Source organism: Shewanella sp. BJSY2023SW007, from assembly GCF_047314525.1.
Classification (GTDB): domain Bacteria; phylum Pseudomonadota; class Gammaproteobacteria; order Enterobacterales; family Shewanellaceae; genus Shewanella; species Shewanella chilikensis.
Genome location: NZ_JBKORL010000027.1, coordinates 131,058 through 148,154, shown reverse-complemented (window position 1 = coordinate 148,154; position 17,097 = coordinate 131,058). Strand labels below are relative to the sequence as shown.

Below are 17,097 nucleotides of genomic sequence, written 5' to 3'. Positions count from 1 at the left end.
GACCGCCATGAGCCAGCATTTTCAGGGTAAGTATGAAGTGGAACTCAAGTTCCGTCTGAATGAATCTTGCAGCAAACAACAACTGCTTGAGCGCATCAATGCCATGGAGCATGAGTGCATGTTTGCCGATAATCAGGAGGACGACTGCTACTTCGATACCCCGGATGGTCAACTGGCCGCGGCGGACAAGTCACTGTGCATCCGGGAGATGCAGCCATCCAACAATCTGCTGTGGATCCTCAAGGGCCCAGGAGCGGATTGCTGTGAGGCGGTCAATATCTCGGATGCCGCCAGGGCCCGCAGCATGCTCAGCGCCATGGGCTATGTGCCGGTGCAGCGGCTGCAAAAATGCCGCAGCATCTACTTTATCGGCAAGTGGCATATGACGCTGGACAGCCTGGCGGGGCTCGGCGATTTTGCCGAGCTGGCAATCATGACCGACGATAGCGATAAGCTGGAGCAGCTTCGCAGCGAGCTTTGGCAACTGGCGGCCCGGTTCGGGCTGACCCAAGCCATGTTGGAGTCCCGCTCCTATCGGCAACTGTGCAACAGTTAAACTCGGTTAATAGCGTCTAAACCTGGTTAACAGAGTCTCCGCCAATAAAGGCGCGCAGATTGTCCACGGCAATATCCAACAGCTTCTGCCTGGCTTCTCGCGTCGCCCAAGCATTGTGCGGACTTATGCTGACTCCTTTGGCCTTGAGTAAGGGGTTGTCAGGCATAGGGGGTTCACTGGAGAGCACATCCACTCCGGCCCGCAACTTACCCTGATTGAGTGCTGTGGCAAGCGCAGTTTCATCCACCAGCCCGCCACGGGCGGTATTGATCAAAATCACTCCGGGCTTTAACAGCTGCAGCGAGTCTTGATTGATCATCTTCTCGGTCGCCGCGGTCAGCGGGCAGTGCAGCGAGATCACATCGGCTTCACGATACAGCTGCTCCAGTGGCGCCCAGCTGATGCCTTCGGCCAGGTCATGGCGCTCGGTTCGGGTATGCAGCAGCACCCGCATCCCCAGCGCCCTGGCAATATTCGCCACTCGCGAGCCTATATCACCATAACCGACTATTCCCATCACCTTGCCCGTGAGTGACATCAGCGGTGACAGCGTAAAACAGAAGTCGGCGCACTGGCTCCAGGCCCCCGCCGCCACAGCCTGGTGGTGCTGCGCCACTTGTTGGGTGTGATACAAGAGATGGGCAAAGACCATCTGCGCCACCGCATCCGGACCATAGCCAGGCACATTGGTGACTGTGATGCCAAGGTCACCGGCGGCCTGTAAGTCAACCACATTGGTGCCCGTGGCAAGAATGCCTACGTACTTGAGCCCAGGCAGCGCCGCCAGTTGCTGCGCCCCGAGCACTGTCTTGTTGGTGAGTAAAACATCGGCGCCTTGGGCGCGCTGCAGCACAAGCTCCGCCGGAGTTCTGTCATAGATGCTAAGCTCTCCAAGCGCCTTGAGTGGCGACCAATCGAGATCGCCGGGATTGAGACAAAAGCCATCCAGAACCACTATTTTTAAGCTCATACTCACCTCTTTGTTACTCCACTCAGAAACGGTATCTTAACCCCAGATTGGCCTGTCCCTGCCACAGGGTATCGCCCTTGATATGCCATAAGCACTGATTGGCATCGCAAAACAGGCTGCTGTCGCTGCTTATCAGGGTCGCATAGCCGCGCACATCGACAAACAGGGATAGCTGCTCCAGCAGTTGATAATCCAGCCCCAGCCCAAGCCCCATGGAAAAACGGGTTTCGTTGCTGCCATACTCGGGACGCAATTGCGTCAAACCGGCACTGGCGGTGACATAGGGCCGCAGCTTGTCTTTGGGGAAATAGAGCGTGCCCCCCAGATGCAGATAATCGACGCTGAGGTCCATCAGCTTGTCAGTGCCCGGGAAACCGCTGCCACTGAGCTCTGTGCCCTGGTGGGAGTAAAGCAGATACATGTCACCCGGCTCTGACGTCGTCAGCCCCAACATAAAGCCGAAATGACCGGCCTCGGTAATATCCGCACTACTCTTGTTATTAACCGTGCTTTCGCTGGGTCTGTAGTCCAGATCATTGCCGCCAAAGCTGTAGCCGCCGAACGGCGCAACAAACACTTCGGCCTGAGCCTGACCGCTCAGGGCCAATAGCAAGGGAATTGAATAAGCAAGTTTCATGGCGCTCTCCTAGGGTGAACCCTCTTTAACGGCATGAGCCGACACCCAAGGGCGAGGCTCAGCGCATTCCTCTACTGCTCTTGACCCTGTCATAAGCCGCCTGAATATCCTGGGCCTTACGCTTGGCCAACTCCATCATCTCTTCCGGTAAGCCCTTGGCTACCAATTTATCCGGATGGTGTTCATTCATCAATTTACGATAGGCGCGTTTGACATCCTGATCGCTGGCGGACTCCGACAGCCCCAAGACTTCATAGGCATCGGCAACCGATGGTCTATGATCACCGGGCGCTTGCTGGAAGCGAAACTCTGCCTGCCAACGCTTGAGCAGCTCATCGAGCTGAAAGCTGCTGAACCCCAGCTCTCTGGCAATCACCTGCAGTATTGCATATTCCTTGTCCTGCAGCTCACCGTCTGACAGGGCTGTCTGGATTTGAATTTCCAGAAACATCTGCTGTACTTCCCGGCGACCAAAGGTAATACGCCGAAAACGGCGCAGACTGGCTTCCAGTTCAAAATCCGGCTCCTTACCCTCGCGAAACGCCTGCTGGGCATCTTTTCGCGCCGCGCCGCTGAGGCGCAGCATATCCATCAGACTGGTGGCCATGCGGATATCATTTTCAGTCACCCGTCCAGAAGCCTTGGCGATATGCCCCATAACGGCAAAAGTGGTGTTGAAAAACTCTGCCTGCCGACTGCCGGCACTTTCCCCTTGAGCAGCCGCCATCCGCTTGTCATATAGATGTCCAAGCCAGATCCCCAGCAAGGCGCCGAAGAAACGCCCGAACATAAAGCCGATGACACCGCCGAAAAATTTACCCCAAATACGCATCTGTTATCCCATAGTTTGCCCACGCTTGGCCGGGCCAATATTCAATCTTGAACTGTCTTGTGTCCGCTTGCTGACTCGTGGTTAAACAGCCCCTTTAGCCTGCCTCAGCTCCAGCTGTTGCAACCTGTCCAGAGTGCCGACATCACACCAGTAACCCGTGAAATGACTGCCGCTGATAAGCCCCTGCGCCATCTTTTGCCGCAGCAGCGGCGCCAAGGCGAAATGTGTTTCTGTTATCCCATCGAATAACTCTGGGCGATATATTCCCACCCCGGAGAAAGTGTATCTGGGCGCGCCACTGTCGCAGACCCTCGAATGGCCGGATGTTTGCGGCTGTAAGGCGAAGTCTCCCTCGGGATGCTGCGCCGGGTTATCTACCAGAAACAGGTGCGCCAGCGTATCGGCAGCCAAATTGGGCAGCTCAGGCATGACATCGATAAACACATCGCCGTTAATCACTAAAAAAGGCGCGTTGCCAAGTAGCGGCAGAGCCTTTTTGATCCCACCGCCGGTTTCCAGCGCCTCAATCTCACGGCTGTAATGAATCGTCACGCCAAAACGGCTGCCGTCTCCCAGGTGTTCAATCAGTTTGTCCGCCTGCCAGGCGCAATTGATCACCAATTCAGTCACGCCCATGGCGGCCAAACGTTCAATGTGATACTCAATCAAGGGCTTACCGGCCACGGACACCAGAGGTTTAGGCAGCTTGTCGGTCAATGGACGCAGACGCTCCCCTCTGCCGGCTGCCAGAATCATCGCCTTCATTTGTGCTCCTTTGCCTCTGCTTGTGGCCTGGACTGTGATTGAGATTCTGGTTGAGCCTGCTGCTGAGTCAGCGGCAATAACCTCAGCCTGACCCAGGAGGAAAGCGCCTGCAACTGAGGATAACGCTCGCAGATATCGGCCACATAGCCGAGTGTAAGCGGTATATCCTTGAGATAACCTGACTTGCCATCTCTGTGGTGCAAGCGGGCAAAGATACCCGCCGCCTTCAGGTGTCGCTGCACTCCCATGAGATCGAACCAGCGACTGAAGGTGGCAAAATCAACATCTTTGCCAACCAACCCCTGCTCGCGGCACTGTTCAAAGAAGGCTTTGAGCAGCGGCTCGACTATCGCATCCGGCCAACGTATATAGCAATCTCTCAACAGCGAGACTGCATCATAGGTCACAGGCCCCAACACGGCATCCTGAAAATCTATCACCCAAAGCTTACCGTCTTTAAGCATCAGATTACGGCTGTGAAAGTCCCTATGCATGCCGACTTGGGGTTGCGCAAGCGCGCTCGCCGTCAAAATAGCAAAGCTTTCAGTCAACATGGTATGCTCAGCGGCTGTCAGGGAGACTTGCCAGTGTTTATCCAGCAGCCACTCGCTGAAAATCGCCAGCTCGCGCTCGACAAAGGCCGCATCATAGTCAGGCAAGGGGCCAAGCTCACTTTCCCGCACCGCCGCGATATCCGGCAAAATCGCCAGCGCCTTGAGATACCAAGCACTCACATTGGTTTCAGTCAACTCGGGCAACAATAACTTATCACCAAGATCCTGCTGCAGAATAAAGCCCTCCGCCTCATTGAACTCAAGCACCTTGGGCACTCGGATACCCGCTTGATGATACGCCCGCGCCAAGGCAATAAAGGGCTTGTTATCCAATAAGTTGGGCGGAGAGTCTGTGACTATGTAGTCACGACCATCCACATTGAGACGAAAATAACGCCTAAAGCTGGCATCACCGGAAATCAGCTTGGGTTGCAAAGGCTTACCGAAAAGTTGCTGCAACCAGCACGACATGGAAAGAAATCTGGGATCAGACAAGGTCATCTCATGGCTCTTGACGAAAAATTGCTTTATTATACCGAGGTAAAAAACAGGAAACAGCCAATAAATACAGAGTTTTTATGGCTGCGTTGCCCGAGGCAGGATGCAACTTTTCCCTCCGAATACTTGTCCAGACAAAGAAATCTAAATAATTGACCTAAGATGCAGATCCGATATTTTCTGGCACTGAGCCTTTTACCCCCCCTGACGCTGGCTGAACCCCTTCCTCAGGAGGGCGGCAACAACGCTCAATGTGTTATCTTGCCTCCGGTTCCCTACCATCAGGATGGGGAAAGCAGCGGCCCTTTGGCCGATCAAAAAATACAGATCCATTCGGATGCTTCTTCGGCGCAATTGGGGCTCGAGGCCAGCTTTGAAGGCAATGTGACCTTTTCTCAGGCCGGGCGCAAAATTTCCGCCGAAAGGGCTACTGTTAATCAGCAGGAACAACAATTAACCGCTCAGGGTAACTTGGTATTTCAAGACCCGCTGTTTACCGTGACCGCCGACTCGCTGATGGCGCAGATGCGTTCCAACAACGCCACCCTTGAAGGGGCACAGTACTGGCTCCACGGTCAACAGGTTCACGGTGATGCCCAGAAACTGGAAATCACCCAAAACAACAACCTGATCCTGAACAACACCAACTTCACCACTTGCCCACCGGATAATGTCTCCTGGCTGCTGGAAGCCGAGAAGATCAAAATCGACAGCAAAGAAGAGTGGGGGGAGATCTGGGACGCCAAACTCAGAATAGGCGGAGTGCCGGTATTCTACATCCCCTATATGACAGTGCCGGTTTCGGAGAAACGCAAGACAGGTTTCCTGTTTCCCAGTTTCAGCTCCAGCACCACCAACGGGGTGGAATTTGCCGCGCCGTTTTATTGGAACATAGCCCCCGAGTACGATCTGACCTTTACCCCGCACTATATGTCGTCGCGGGGCTTGTTTACCAAGACAGAATTCCGCTATCTGCTGGGCGACCCCGGCGATCGGCAAACGCCTACAGGCCAGTTCAATCTGGAGTACCTGGGCAGCGACAACATGCTCGATGGCAGCCCCAACCGCTATATGTATCACTGGGAACACAGCGATGCCCTGGATGAAAACTGGCGGGTACTGGCCAACTATACCGATGTTTCGGACAACAACTACTTCAACGATCTCAATTCTGATGTCAATCGTGCCACGGACAACCAGCTGTCCCGGGTTGGCGAAATCGCCTATTTCACCGATAACTGGGACTTCAGTGCCAGGGTGCAAGACATTAAGGTACTGGGCAAGGAAGAGCGGCCCTATCAGGTGATGCCGCAGTTGAACTTCAACTACCGCACTCCGGGAATGTGGCAAGGCCTGGATTTCAACTTCGCCTCAGAGATAACCAACTTCCGTCACAAAGAAGATATCTACACCACGGCAACACGGGTACATATGGAGCCCAGTATCCTTTTGCCTATACATGGTCCGGCTGGGTCGCTGACCAGTGAAGTCAAGTTGATGCAAACCAACTACTGGCAACACAATATTCAGCAGCCCGACCAGGAGAGCAGTATCAGCCGTACCTTGCCTCAGGTGAGGATTCACGGTCAGATAAACTTCGAGCGCTATACCGACTACTTTAACCAGAACTATCGCCAGACGTTGGAACCTCAGTTCCAGTATCTGTATGTCGGCTATGAAGACCAGTCCAAAATCGGTCTTTATGACACGGGTGAACTGCAACAGGACTATTTCGGTCTGTTCCGCGACCGCCGGTTTTCGGGGCTGGACCGCATCGCCGATGCCAACCAGTTGACCCTGGGTCTGACCACCCGCCTGTTTGATGAACGTAACCTGGAACAACTGAAGTTCAGCCTGGGCCAGATCATCTACTTCGACGACAGCAAGGTCAGCCTCTATGAAGATGACCTCACAGAGCAGCCATCCACCTCGGTACTGGCCGCTGAGCTGGATGCCAGAGTCTACAAAGACTGGTTTGTCAGCGGTGCGATTCAATACGATACCCGTAACAGCTCCAACAAGAAGAGCGAAGCATCTCTGGACTACCGCCCCGGCCCTAACAAACTGCTGCAGTTCAGCTATCGTTATGTGCCGGATCTGCTCAACAGTAACACCAACGACAGAGTGGATATCTCCCAGGCTGGTTTCCGTACTACCTGGCCTATTACCGATGAACTCTATTTTGTCGGCAACTGGTATTACGATCTTAAAGAGGAACGCTCGGTGGAAAGCTATACCGGCTTCCAGTACGAATCATGCTGCTGGGCAGTGCGTTTGAGCTACCACTACCGCATCAAGACCAACTATGAGGACGACCTCAGGAGTGCGGCCCCCAACGAACGCGAAATGTTCGAAACCGGCGTCTACCTCAACTTTGTGATCAAAGGTCTCGGCGGCTCAGGCCCGCTGGGGGTCAACGACATGTTGGATGAAGGTCTGTTCAACTACCGCAAACCACTTTATCTGAGGAATTAATCAAGATTTGTGGTAGATTGCTGAACCTCGGACAGGACAGAGAGTCCAATCTGGACAACCCGGGCCGCTGCCATCGGCGGCCAACGAAACGAAAATGTGGCAAGGATTTTGTGGATGAAACCCTGTAAGAAACTGATTTTTGGATTTTTTGCTCTAGTCATGAGCCAGGCTTCCCTGGCTGCACCACAACTGCTGGATCGCGTTGCGGTGCAAATCAACGACGGCATAGTGCTGGAAAGTGAAGTCCAGAACATGGTCGACACAGTCAAGGCCAACGCCAAAGCCGCTGGCCAGAGTCTGCCTTCAGATCAGGCACTGCGTACCCAGGTTATTGAGCGTTTGATCCTGACCCGTCTGCAACTGCAGATGGCCGATCGTATCGGCCTGCATATCGGGGATCTGCAGCTGGATCAAACTATAGAAAATATCGCCAAGCAACAGAACATGAGTGTCGCCCAGATGCGCGCCGAGATTGAAGCCGATGGCAATAGCTTCAGTCAATACCGCGAACAACTGCGTGAAGAAGTGACTCTGGGTGAAATCCAGCGCATTCAAGTGCAACGCCGAATCCAGGTTTCGCCCCAGGAGATCAACAGCCTGGTGAAACTGATCAAAGAACAGGGCCTGAAAGACGTGGAATATCAGGTTGGCCATATACTGATTGAAGTGCCTTCCAACCCAAGCTCAGAGCAATTGGAAGCGGCCAGTAAACGTGCCAATGCCGTATTGGAACGTCTGAAATCCGGCGCAAACTTCCGTGAAACCGCCATTGCTTCCTCAGCAGGCCCCAAGGCACTGGAAGGCGGTATCTGGGACTACATGAACATCAATGAGATGCCGACTCTGTTTGCCGAAGTCATCACAGATGCCAAAACAGGCGACATCATAGGCCCCATCAAGAGTGGTGCCGGTTTCCATATCATAAAAATCATGGACGCCCGCGGCCTGCAGACCCAGGAAGTTGAGGAAGTCAAAGCCCGCCATATTCTGCTCAAACCGTCACCGATTCTGTCTGAAGACAGAGCCAAGGCGATGCTGCAGCAGTTCCTCAAGCAGATCCGCAGCGGTGAAGCCAAGTTTGAAGATTTGGCGCGCCAGTATTCGGAAGATCCCGGCAGCGCCACCAAAGGCGGTGAGCTGGGTTGGGCCGACCCAAGCATTTATGTGCCCGAGTTCGCCCAGACACTTAACAGCCTGAAGCAGGGTGAAATCAGTGAGCCGTTCCGTTCAACTCACGGCTGGCACATCACTCAATTGGAAGAGAGACGCAAGACAGATGCCACAGATCAGTTCAACACCAACCGTGCGCATCAGTTGATCTTCCGCCGCAAATTCAATGAAGAGTTACAAAACTGGCTGGACGAAATGCGGGCCGACGCATACATTGAACTCTTCGACCCAGAAACTGATAGAGGTTAAGTCGCTTGGATATTAAACGTATTGCCATTACCCCCGGAGAGCCTGCCGGCATAGGCCCGGATCTGGTAGTACAGCTGGCGCAGCGCGACTGGCCGGCCGAGCTGGTTGTGTGCGCGGATCCTGCCTTATTGCAGGCGCGCGCCAAGATGCTCGGGCTCAGTCTCCAGCTCAAGCCTTATCAGCCAAGCCAAGCAGCCAAACCACAACAAGCCGGTAGTTTAACCATAGTGCCCTTCCCCATGGCCTGTGAGCCTCGCTGCGGCGTGCTCAATGAGCAAAACAGCGCCTATGTGGTCGACACCCTACGCTATGCGGGTGAAAAAAACATGAACGGCGAGTTTGATGCCGTGGTGACAGGCCCGGTCCACAAGGGCATTATCAATCAGGCCGGGATCCCTTTTTCCGGTCATACCGAGTTCTTTGCCCATCAGGCCGGTTGCCAGGATGTGGTGATGATGCTCGCCTGCCCTGGTCTGCAGGTAGCCCTGGTGACTACTCACATTCCACTGGCTTACGTTTCCAAGGCAATCACCCGCGAACGCCTGCATCAGATCATTAAGATACTGCATCAGGACTTAGTGAATAAGTTTGCCCTGGACAACCCCAAGATTTATGTCTGTGGCCTCAACCCCCATGCCGGTGAAGATGGCCATCTGGGACGGGAAGAGCTGGATGTGATCATCCCGGCGCTGAACGAGCTCAGAGAGCAGGAGCGGATGCGCATTATAGGCCCCCTGCCTGCCGATACCCTGTTCCAACCCAAGTATCTGCAAGACGCCGATGTGGTGCTGGCCATGTACCACGACCAAGGCCTGCCTGTGCTCAAGTCACAAGGCTTTGGCAAATCGGTTAATATCACTCTGGGCCTGCCCTATATCCGCACTTCGGTGGATCATGGCACGGCGCTGGAACTCGCAGGCACAGGCAAGGCCGATATCGGCAGCTTCGTCTGTGCACTCAACAAGGCCATAGAACTGGCCGGTAAAAACTGATCCAACTGAGTATCAATGAGCAATAAAGTACACTTAGGCCATACCGCCAGAAAACGTTTCGGACAAAACTTCCTGACCGATGACAATGTGATCAACCGTATTGTGGCGGCTATCGCCCCGGATAATGAGCATGTCATGGTCGAAATCGGCCCGGGTCTCGCGGCTCTGACCGAACCTGTGGCCAGCGCCATCGACAAGCTGACCGTGGTCGAACTGGACAGAGATCTGGTGGAGCGTCTAAAGCAGCATCCTGTGTTGAAAGACAAACTGGAAATTCATCAGGGTGATGCCCTGCAGTTTGACTTCAACAAACTGATGGTAGAAGGCAAGAAGCTCAAGGTCTTCGGTAACCTGCCATACAATATCTCCACACCGCTGATGTTCCATCTGTTCGAATACGCCGAGCAGATCACCAACATGCACTTCATGTTGCAAAAAGAGGTGGTGTTGCGGCTTTCGGCCAGCCCGGGAAGCAAGGCCTATGGCCGCCTGACCGTCATGGCCCAATATTATTGCCAGATAGTGCCGGTACTGGAAGTGCCACCGGGCAGCTTCACGCCGCCACCTAAGGTCGATTCCGCCGTGGTGCGCCTGGTGCCCTATGAAACCAAACCCTGGCCGGCCAAAGACGTTGCCATGCTCAGCAAGGTAACCAGCACCGCCTTCAACATGCGCCGCAAGACCCTGAGAAATAACCTCAAGGGGCTACTTGATGATGCCGATTATGAGGCCCTGGGAATTGATCCCGGCCTCAGACCCGAGCAGATCAGCGTCGAGCAATATGTTGCCATCGCCAACTTGCTGAGCGACCGTCAGGCATAACATCCGGACGCCGGGCGGCGTCCTTCCTTTCCATCAGAGATTTTGGCCAGGAACTTAAGATGAATCCCCAGAAGAGCCGTATCAGAGTCGAGGTGCAGACCCAGTATATAGAACACCAGTCCGCGCCGGATGAAGACAAGTATCTTTTCAGTTACACCATCACTATTATCAACCTGGGTGATGAGGCAGCGACCCTCAAGAGTCGCCACTGGGTGATAACTGATGGCAATGGCCAACAAAGTGAAGTCCAGGGCGCCGGTGTCGTCGGTGAGACCCCGAGGATCAAGCCCAATACCGCCTACCAATACAGCAGCGGCACAGTGCTGGAAACGCCGCTGGGATTTATGGAAGGCCGTTATCTGATGGAAACCGATGCGGGCGAGAGTTTCTACGCCCAGATCCCTCCTTTTCGCCTGGCCGTACCCGGCCAGGTACACTGATGGGCAGATAACAGTGGCTCACTATTTTGTCGGCGATATTCAGGGCTGTTTCAACGAGTTGCAACGCCTGCTGGAGAAAGTCGATTTTAATCCCTCCAAGGACGAGCTTTGGGCGGTCGGCGATCTGATCGCCCGCGGTCCGGATTCTCTCTCGACCTTGAGGTTCTTCCGCGACCTCGGCGATTCGGCCAAGTCTGTGCTGGGTAACCATGATCTGCATCTACTGGCGGTAAAGGCCGGGCTCAAACGGGTCAAACCCAGCGACAAGCTGCAACCGCTGCTGGAAGCGGCGGATATCGGCAGCCTCATCGACTGGATTCGAAGCCAGCCCCTAATGCGCGAGTTGCCCGAGCATAAACTCATCATGACCCATGCAGGCGTGCCGCCCCAGTGGGATATCCAAACCTTACGCCAGGAAGCGAATGCCGTCAGCCAGGCGTTGCAGCGAGCCGACTATTTAGACAGTCTCATCGCCCGGATGTACACAGAAGAGCCGGAAGACTGGTCTGATGCGCTCAGCGGCCTGCCCAGACTCAGGTACTGTATCAACGCCCTGACCCGGATGCGTTACCTCTATCTCGACGGCACTCTGGATTTCAGTTGCAAAGTGCCGCCGACCAAATGTGACGACCCCAATCTCAAACCCTGGTTTTTATTCCCATCCAACACCGCTGACTACACCAAGGTCTTTGGCCATTGGGCCGCCCTGATGGGTAAAGTCGACGGTAAAAAACTGCAGGCGCTGGATACCGGCTGCTGTTGGGGAGAACACCTAACACTCTGGCACCTGGAAACCAATCAAAAAATTACCCAATCCAGGTTAAAAAAAGGTTAAGCTTAGCAAACATACGCCGATAACCAATTGGTAACGTGCCTATGAAAACTAAAAGATTTTTCCAAGAGAAAAACCATAACCTTTTCCGGAGTAGCCTATGAAGTTGAACGTAGCAACCCGAGTCATAGCAGGGTTTGCCTTAGTCACCCTGCTATTGATTCTGCTTGGTGCTGTTTCCTGGTTCACCAACAATGAACTGAAAAACACCACCGAAGTTCTGCAACAACTGAGTATTCCGGCACTGAAATCAACCGGCTCGCTGAGTGAGACCCTCAGCGAACAACAAAGATTGGTTCTGGTAGGCTACCATGTCACCAAGGCCAATAAGCTTCCGCCGCTCCAACAGCAGTTTGCCAGTCAAAAGCAAAGCTTCAAGGCGCAATTTGCCAGTCTGTCGAAGCTGGTACAGCAGGAGCCCGGGCTCAAAGAGATCCTGCCCCAGGTAGAGCGCAATTATCAGGCTTTTATTAACACCAGCGAACGCATGATGGCTGACCACCTCAGAGCGCTGGAACAGCAGGAAAGCCTCAATGAACAGCGAGATCAACTGGAGACAACCGCCGATGATGCCGCCAGTTTGCTGCTGGACCTGATGGATCTTGAGCAAAGTGAAAACACCACTGAGCGGGAAATTGCCGCCTCAGCTGCAGCACTGGACAGCAATGTCACCAATGTGATCAGTACTGTCTACGATCTGGTCGCCACCGAAGAGCGCAGCAAGTACGAAATCATAGTCAAAGAACTTAGCTATATCAGCAACGAAGCCGAGGCCAAACTGGAGTACATCGGTCGCCATGGCGCCGGTGTCATTGATGCCGATGTGCTCAGCGAAATAAACGCCGAACTTGGCAAGCTCAGCCAGCATCTTAAGGGCAATAACTCGATTCAGGCCCAGAAAGCGACCCAACTTGAACTTCAAGCCAGTACTCAGGCAGCACTGGCTCAGGTGGAAACCGACAAACAAAATGTCAATCAGGCAATGGCTGCCCTTTCCGGAGCCATCGAAACCCTGACCAATGAGATCAACGCCAAAACCCTGGCTAGTATCGACTCGGCCAGTATGCAGACCCTTTTGGTGGTGCTGGTGGCAATAGTGGTTGCCATCGCCGTGAGTATTGCCGTGGTGAAACCTCTTACCGCCTCACTCAACCGTATCAATCAAGCATTGAATATCCTCGCTTCCGGTGACTTGACCCATAAGCTGGACGACTCTGGCCAGGATGAGTTTGCCGAGCTTTCCCGCAACTGTAACCGCCTTATCGACAGTCTCAGAGGCCTTATTCGCGGCATTTTGGATAGATCCAACCAATTGGCAGCCGCTGCCGAACAAACCTCGGCGGTCACCTCACAAACCACTATCGGGATCCAGGAGCAGAAGAGTCAGGTGGATCAGGTAGCCACAGCCACCACAGAGCTGAGCTCCAGTGCCCAGCAGGTATCCCACAGCGCCGATCACGCCCTGAGCCAGATTAAGCAGGCCGATGAAGAAGCTCAGCATATGCGAATCATTGCCGAGGAAAACCGTCGCACCATAGAAGCGCTGGCTGAGGAAGTTGCCAAGGCAGGAGAAGTGATTAACAAGGTGCACTCCGACAGTGACGCCATAGGCTCAATTCTGGATGTGATTCGTGGCATTGCCGAGCAGACCAATTTACTGGCACTCAACGCCGCCATCGAGGCCGCCAGGGCCGGTGAACAGGGACGCGGCTTTGCCGTTGTCGCCGATGAGGTACGCAATCTCGCATCCCGTACCCAGGAGTCGACCCAAGAGATCCAGCAGATGATCCAGGTGCTGCAAACAGGCACCCAAGAAGCAGTCGCTGTCATGGAACAGGGGCGCGCCCAGACCAACTCCTGCGTCGCCAAGACAGAGCAAGCTAATCAGGCTCTGGAAACCATCAGCACATCTGTACATCAAGCCTTTGATGCCGGCACCCAAATCGCCAACGCGGCTCAGGAGCAGAACCAGGTCAGTCAACAGGTTTCAGAAAAACTGGAACAGATCGCGCTGATCTCGGAAGAAACTGCCTCAGGCGCCGAACAGACCGCCCAATCCAGTCACCAGGTAGCACAACTCGCCGAAGAGTTGCAGGCTTCCGTTGGCGAGTTCAAAGTTTAATGCCAATAGTTGGCCTGAGCCGAGAATGTTTTATCGTCTGAATAGAGAAAAAATTCGGCGCTCAATCCTGAGGTCGGTGGATTGACGCCCCACAGACTCCAAAGCAGAACCAAGCTTTAGGAGCTCAAACAAGGTATAAGTTCGTCATTGGTTATTTCCCTCATCGATTACTTCTGTGTTTCGCCTCTCTACAGCAACGGGCACAAGCAACAAAAGTGACACAAAAACCTGTTTTATTTATTGACAATCAACCTCTGTCGCTTGTTAGCTTGCAGATAAGGAAATTAGCGGGAGCTTTCAATGGAATACAGACGTATCCCCCACTCTACTCTGGAAGTGAGCAAACTGTGCCTCGGCACCATGACCTGGGGCGAGCAAAACAGCCAGGCCGACGCCTTCGACCAGTTGGATATGGCCCTAGCCGAAGGGATTAACTTTATCGACACTGCCGAGATGTATCCGGTGCCGCCAAAACCCGAAACTCAGGGTGAGACCGAACGCATCCTTGGCGCCTACCTCAAGGCCCGCGGCAACAGAGACAACCTGGTGATAGCCACCAAGGTGGCGGCTCCCGGCGGCAAGAGTGACTATATCCGCAGTAAAATGGCACTGGACTGGCGCAATATCCAGCTGGCGGTGGATGCATCATTGCAGCGCCTGGGCGTAGACTGTATCGATCTCTACCAAATCCACTGGCCCCACAGAAACTGTAACTTCTTCGGCGAACTCTTCTATGAGCAGCAGGAGCAGGAGTCGATGACTCCCATCCTGGATACCCTGGAAGCCTTGAGCGAAGTGATCCGCGCCGGCAAGGTGCGCTATATCGGGGTTTCCAACGAAACCCCATGGGGCCTGATGAAATACCTGCAACTGGCCGAGAAACATGGCCTGCCGCGAATTGTCAGCGTGCAGAATCCCTATAACCTGCTGAATCGCAGCTTTGAAGTAGGCATGAGTGAAATAAGCCACCGTGAAGAATTGCCACTGCTGGCCTACTCGCCATTGGCCTTCGGTACCCTCACAGGCAAGTATCTCGACGGTCAGTGGCCAGCAGGTGCCAGGTTGACCCTGTTCAAGCGCTTCGCCCGCTATACCGGCACCGAGTTGGCGCTTGAGGCCACCGAAGCCTACGTCAAGCTGGCCCAAAAATTCCACCTGAGTCCGGCGCAGATGGCACTGGCATTCGTCAACTCCCGTCCCTTTGTGGGCAGCAATATCATAGGTGCCACCAATCTGGAGCAGTTAAAGGAGAACATTGCCGCCTCGCAGCTTAAGCTGAGTGATGAACTGCTCAATGAACTCAACTCGCTGTCGAGCCGCTTTCGCCTGCCCTGTCCTTAAGGGCTGAGATATTTCGCCTTGCATTGGGCGCACAAATCCATAAAGATCTGTGCGCCCTTTTGATTGAAGATCCACAGCAATGAGCACTCCACAGTTGCGCGCCCAGTTTCCCGCGCTCACCCAAATGCTGGGGGATTATCCCCTGGTCTATCTCGACACGGCCGCCACCAGCCAAAAGCCTCAGCGGGTGCTGGAAGCGATGACGCGTTTTTACCGTGAAGATTGCGCCAATGTGCACAGAGCGGCCCATCAGCTTTCCGCCCGGGCGACCCAGGCCTACGAAGCTGTGCGTGATGCCTTGCAGCATTTTATCCATGCCGCTCGGCGGGAAGAAATTATCTTCACCCATGGCACCACCGAAGCCATCAACCTGCTGGCCTGGGGCCTTGGTAAACGCTTTGGCAAGGATGACCTCATTTTGGTCGACAGCTGCGCTCATCACGCCAATCTGCTGCCCTGGCAACAACTGGCCAAACGCAGTGGTGCCAGGCTGGAACCCATACCACTGGATAAAAATCTGCGCCTCGATAAGGCGGCCTTTAGCCTGCTGCTCCAGCAAAAGCCCAAATTGGTGGCCCTCAGCCATGTTTCCAATGTATTGGGTACAGTCAATGACATACAAGCCCTGTGTCAGGATATTCGCGCCGCCGGCGCCATCAGTGTGGTGGACGGTGCCCAGGCCGCCGCCCATCTGCCGCTGGATATGCAGCAACTGGGGTGCGACTTTTATGCCTTTTCCGGCCACAAGATGTATGGCCCCAGCGGCATAGGCGTACTCTGGGGCCGCTATGAATTGCTCGACACCTTGGAGCCACTGCTGACCGGCGGTGAGATGATAAAAACCGTCAGTTTCCAAGGCAGTACATTTGGCGACTTGCCCAACCGCCTCGAGGCCGGCACCCCGCCGATAGCCGAGGTCATAGGTCTGGGAGAGGCCGTCGCCTTTCTAAAACAGCAGGACAGACAAGCCCTGGCACTTGCCGAACAAAAACTGCTAAGCAAGTTGCAACAGGGGTTATCCGCCATTGCCGGGGTCGAACTTTACGCCGCCCACGGGGATAATCTGGGCGCCGTGGCCTTTAACCTCAAGGGTGAGCATCACCAGGATGTAGGCATACTGCTGGATCAACAAGGCATAGCGGTACGCTGCGGCCATCATTGTGCCATGCCACTGATGTCGCTGATGGGTATCAAGGGCTGCTGCCGGGCCTCTGTGGGGATCTACACTGATGAGCAAGATATCAAACGTTTTCTCGATGCCTTAAAGGCAAGCGCCGAACTATTGGGATACTGAACCATGACAGAGCAAACACTCACTGCTGCCGACTTTATCCAGTTTGCCAAGCAAACCCAGGCGCCCCTGGCCGACTTATTTGAAGCCGTTTCCTCAGCCAATAATTGGCAGGACAGATACCGCCAGTTGATGCAAGGAGCCAAACTGTTGCCGGCCCTGCCACCCGAGCTGCAAACAGAAGCCGCCCGGGTACGCGGCTGTGAAAGCGCCGCCTGGCTCTACCACTGCCAAGTCGAGGGCAAACATCTGTTTATTGCCGACAGCGAGGCCCGCATCGTCAAGGGGCTAATCGCCCTGTTGCTGCATGCGGTGAATAACAGCGACAGCCAAACCCTGGCGCAATTTGAGCCCGAGGCTTATCTCAAGCGACTGGGTTTGGAGGGGCAACTGAGCCCATCCCGCAGCAACGGCCTCTATGCCCTGATAAGCAGGATCATCGAGCTCAGCCGAGAGTAATGGCATGCTGATTTTTTCAGCGTTTCAACTATCCAGCTCACATCGGAGAATAATTTTGCGGCCTGGTTGGCATTTTTCCAATTAAGCTTCAC

Annotated in this window: 16 protein-coding genes; 11 read left to right on the top strand and 5 right to left on the bottom strand. The window is 54.3% G+C overall.

The window, feature by feature from the left end; genetic code table 11:
* Positions 1-7 precede the first annotated feature (7 nt).
* Positions 8-556, top strand: a complete 549-nt coding sequence (cyaB, locus tag ACMHXE_RS05640; RefSeq protein ID WP_413731633.1) for a class IV adenylate cyclase — start codon at positions 8-10, stop codon at positions 554-556.
* A 16-nt stretch (positions 557-572) separates the two neighbouring features.
* Here cyaB and ACMHXE_RS05635 read toward each other — a convergent pair whose 3' ends face one another.
* The 5 genes from ACMHXE_RS05635 to ACMHXE_RS05615 form a co-directional block, all read right to left on the bottom strand.
* A complete protein-coding gene (locus ACMHXE_RS05635; RefSeq protein WP_413731631.1) occupies positions 573-1,526 on the bottom strand; it encodes a D-2-hydroxyacid dehydrogenase in 954 nt (317 codons plus the stop codon).
* Between the two features lie 22 nt (positions 1,527-1,548).
* On the bottom strand, positions 1,549-2,163 hold the full coding sequence (locus ACMHXE_RS05630; protein ID WP_234556227.1) for an outer membrane beta-barrel protein: 615 nt from the start codon (positions 2,161-2,163) through the stop codon (positions 1,549-1,551).
* 58 nt (positions 2,164-2,221) lie between these two features.
* On the bottom strand, positions 2,222-2,995 hold the full coding sequence (gene djlA / locus ACMHXE_RS05625) for a co-chaperone DjlA (protein WP_039033160.1): 774 nt from the start codon (positions 2,993-2,995) through the stop codon (positions 2,222-2,224).
* An 81-nt stretch (positions 2,996-3,076) separates the two neighbouring features.
* Positions 3,077-3,760 carry an N-acetylmuramate alpha-1-phosphate uridylyltransferase MurU gene (murU, locus tag ACMHXE_RS05620; RefSeq protein WP_101055644.1) on the bottom strand — a complete coding sequence of 228 codons (684 nt, stop codon included), beginning with the start codon at positions 3,758-3,760 and terminating at the stop codon, positions 3,077-3,079.
* Entirely contained in the window at positions 3,757-4,815 is a 1,059-nt protein-coding gene (locus ACMHXE_RS05615) for an aminoglycoside phosphotransferase family protein (RefSeq protein ID WP_413731628.1), read from the bottom strand. The genes murU and ACMHXE_RS05615 overlap by 4 nt, the downstream gene beginning before the upstream one ends.
* Before the next feature lie 159 nt (positions 4,816-4,974).
* Between ACMHXE_RS05615 and lptD the strand changes: the two genes are divergently transcribed.
* The 10 genes from lptD (at position 4,975) to ACMHXE_RS05565 (ending at position 17,005) form a co-directional block, all read left to right on the top strand.
* A complete protein-coding gene (gene lptD / locus ACMHXE_RS05610) occupies positions 4,975-7,287 on the top strand; it encodes an LPS assembly protein LptD (protein ID WP_101055646.1) in 2,313 nt (770 codons plus the stop codon).
* A gap of 114 nt (positions 7,288-7,401) precedes the next feature.
* Positions 7,402-8,706: a peptidylprolyl isomerase SurA gene (surA, locus tag ACMHXE_RS05605; protein ID WP_101055649.1), complete on the top strand. Its 1,305-nt coding sequence runs from the start codon at positions 7,402-7,404 to the stop codon at positions 8,704-8,706.
* Between the two features lie 5 nt (positions 8,707-8,711).
* Positions 8,712-9,698 (top strand): 4-hydroxythreonine-4-phosphate dehydrogenase PdxA, encoded by a 987-nt coding sequence (pdxA, locus tag ACMHXE_RS05600; RefSeq protein ID WP_413731626.1) that lies wholly within the window; start codon positions 8,712-8,714, stop codon positions 9,696-9,698.
* 15 nt (positions 9,699-9,713) lie between these two features.
* Complete coding sequence (gene rsmA, locus ACMHXE_RS05595) at positions 9,714-10,520, top strand: 16S rRNA (adenine(1518)-N(6)/adenine(1519)-N(6))-dimethyltransferase RsmA (RefSeq protein WP_101055654.1); 807 nt, start codon at positions 9,714-9,716, stop codon at positions 10,518-10,520.
* Positions 10,521-10,579: 59 nt separating this feature from the next.
* Positions 10,580-10,960, top strand: coding sequence for a Co2+/Mg2+ efflux protein ApaG (apaG, locus tag ACMHXE_RS05590; protein WP_025011370.1), 381 nt, complete (start codon positions 10,580-10,582; stop codon positions 10,958-10,960).
* Between the two features lie 13 nt (positions 10,961-10,973).
* Positions 10,974-11,795, top strand: coding sequence for a symmetrical bis(5'-nucleosyl)-tetraphosphatase (locus tag ACMHXE_RS05585; RefSeq protein ID WP_413731623.1), 822 nt, complete (start codon positions 10,974-10,976; stop codon positions 11,793-11,795).
* 97 nt (positions 11,796-11,892) lie between these two features.
* Positions 11,893-13,914, top strand: a complete 2,022-nt coding sequence (locus ACMHXE_RS05580) for a methyl-accepting chemotaxis protein (protein ID WP_101055657.1) — start codon at positions 11,893-11,895, stop codon at positions 13,912-13,914.
* A 300-nt stretch (positions 13,915-14,214) separates the two neighbouring features.
* Complete coding sequence (locus ACMHXE_RS05575; protein WP_101055658.1) at positions 14,215-15,255, top strand: NADP(H)-dependent aldo-keto reductase; 1,041 nt, start codon at positions 14,215-14,217, stop codon at positions 15,253-15,255.
* A gap of 79 nt (positions 15,256-15,334) precedes the next feature.
* Entirely contained in the window at positions 15,335-16,549 is a 1,215-nt protein-coding gene (locus ACMHXE_RS05570; RefSeq protein ID WP_413731621.1) for an aminotransferase class V-fold PLP-dependent enzyme, read from the top strand.
* A 3-nt stretch (positions 16,550-16,552) separates the two neighbouring features.
* Positions 16,553-17,005, top strand: coding sequence for a SufE family protein (locus ACMHXE_RS05565; protein WP_335916873.1), 453 nt, complete (start codon positions 16,553-16,555; stop codon positions 17,003-17,005).
* The last annotated feature ends 92 nt before the right edge of the window (positions 17,006-17,097 follow it).

Coding starts and splice junctions, on each gene's coding strand:
- murU (WP_101055644.1), bottom strand. CDS start 3,760: ATGAAGGCGATGATTCTGGCAGCCGGCAGAGGGGAGCGTCTGCGTCCA.
- ACMHXE_RS05615 (WP_413731628.1), bottom strand. CDS start 4,815: ATGACCTTGTCTGATCCCAGATTTCTTTCCATGTCGTGCTGGTTGCAG.
- ACMHXE_RS05580 (WP_101055657.1), top strand. CDS start 11,893: ATGAAGTTGAACGTAGCAACCCGAGTCATAGCAGGGTTTGCCTTAGTC.
- ACMHXE_RS05565 (WP_335916873.1), top strand. CDS start 16,553: ATGACAGAGCAAACACTCACTGCTGCCGACTTTATCCAGTTTGCCAAG.
- ACMHXE_RS05575 (WP_101055658.1), top strand. CDS start 14,215: ATGGAATACAGACGTATCCCCCACTCTACTCTGGAAGTGAGCAAACTG.
- cyaB (WP_413731633.1), top strand. CDS start 8: ATGAGCCAGCATTTTCAGGGTAAGTATGAAGTGGAACTCAAGTTCCGT.
- ACMHXE_RS05570 (WP_413731621.1), top strand. CDS start 15,335: ATGAGCACTCCACAGTTGCGCGCCCAGTTTCCCGCGCTCACCCAAATG.
- ACMHXE_RS05635 (WP_413731631.1), bottom strand. CDS start 1,526: ATGAGCTTAAAAATAGTGGTTCTGGATGGCTTTTGTCTCAATCCCGGC.
- djlA (WP_039033160.1), bottom strand. CDS start 2,995: ATGCGTATTTGGGGTAAATTTTTCGGCGGTGTCATCGGCTTTATGTTC.
- ACMHXE_RS05630 (WP_234556227.1), bottom strand. CDS start 2,163: ATGAAACTTGCTTATTCAATTCCCTTGCTATTGGCCCTGAGCGGTCAG.
- apaG (WP_025011370.1), top strand. CDS start 10,580: ATGAATCCCCAGAAGAGCCGTATCAGAGTCGAGGTGCAGACCCAGTAT.
- surA (WP_101055649.1), top strand. CDS start 7,402: ATGAAACCCTGTAAGAAACTGATTTTTGGATTTTTTGCTCTAGTCATG.
- lptD (WP_101055646.1), top strand. CDS start 4,975: ATGCAGATCCGATATTTTCTGGCACTGAGCCTTTTACCCCCCCTGACG.
- rsmA (WP_101055654.1), top strand. CDS start 9,714: ATGAGCAATAAAGTACACTTAGGCCATACCGCCAGAAAACGTTTCGGA.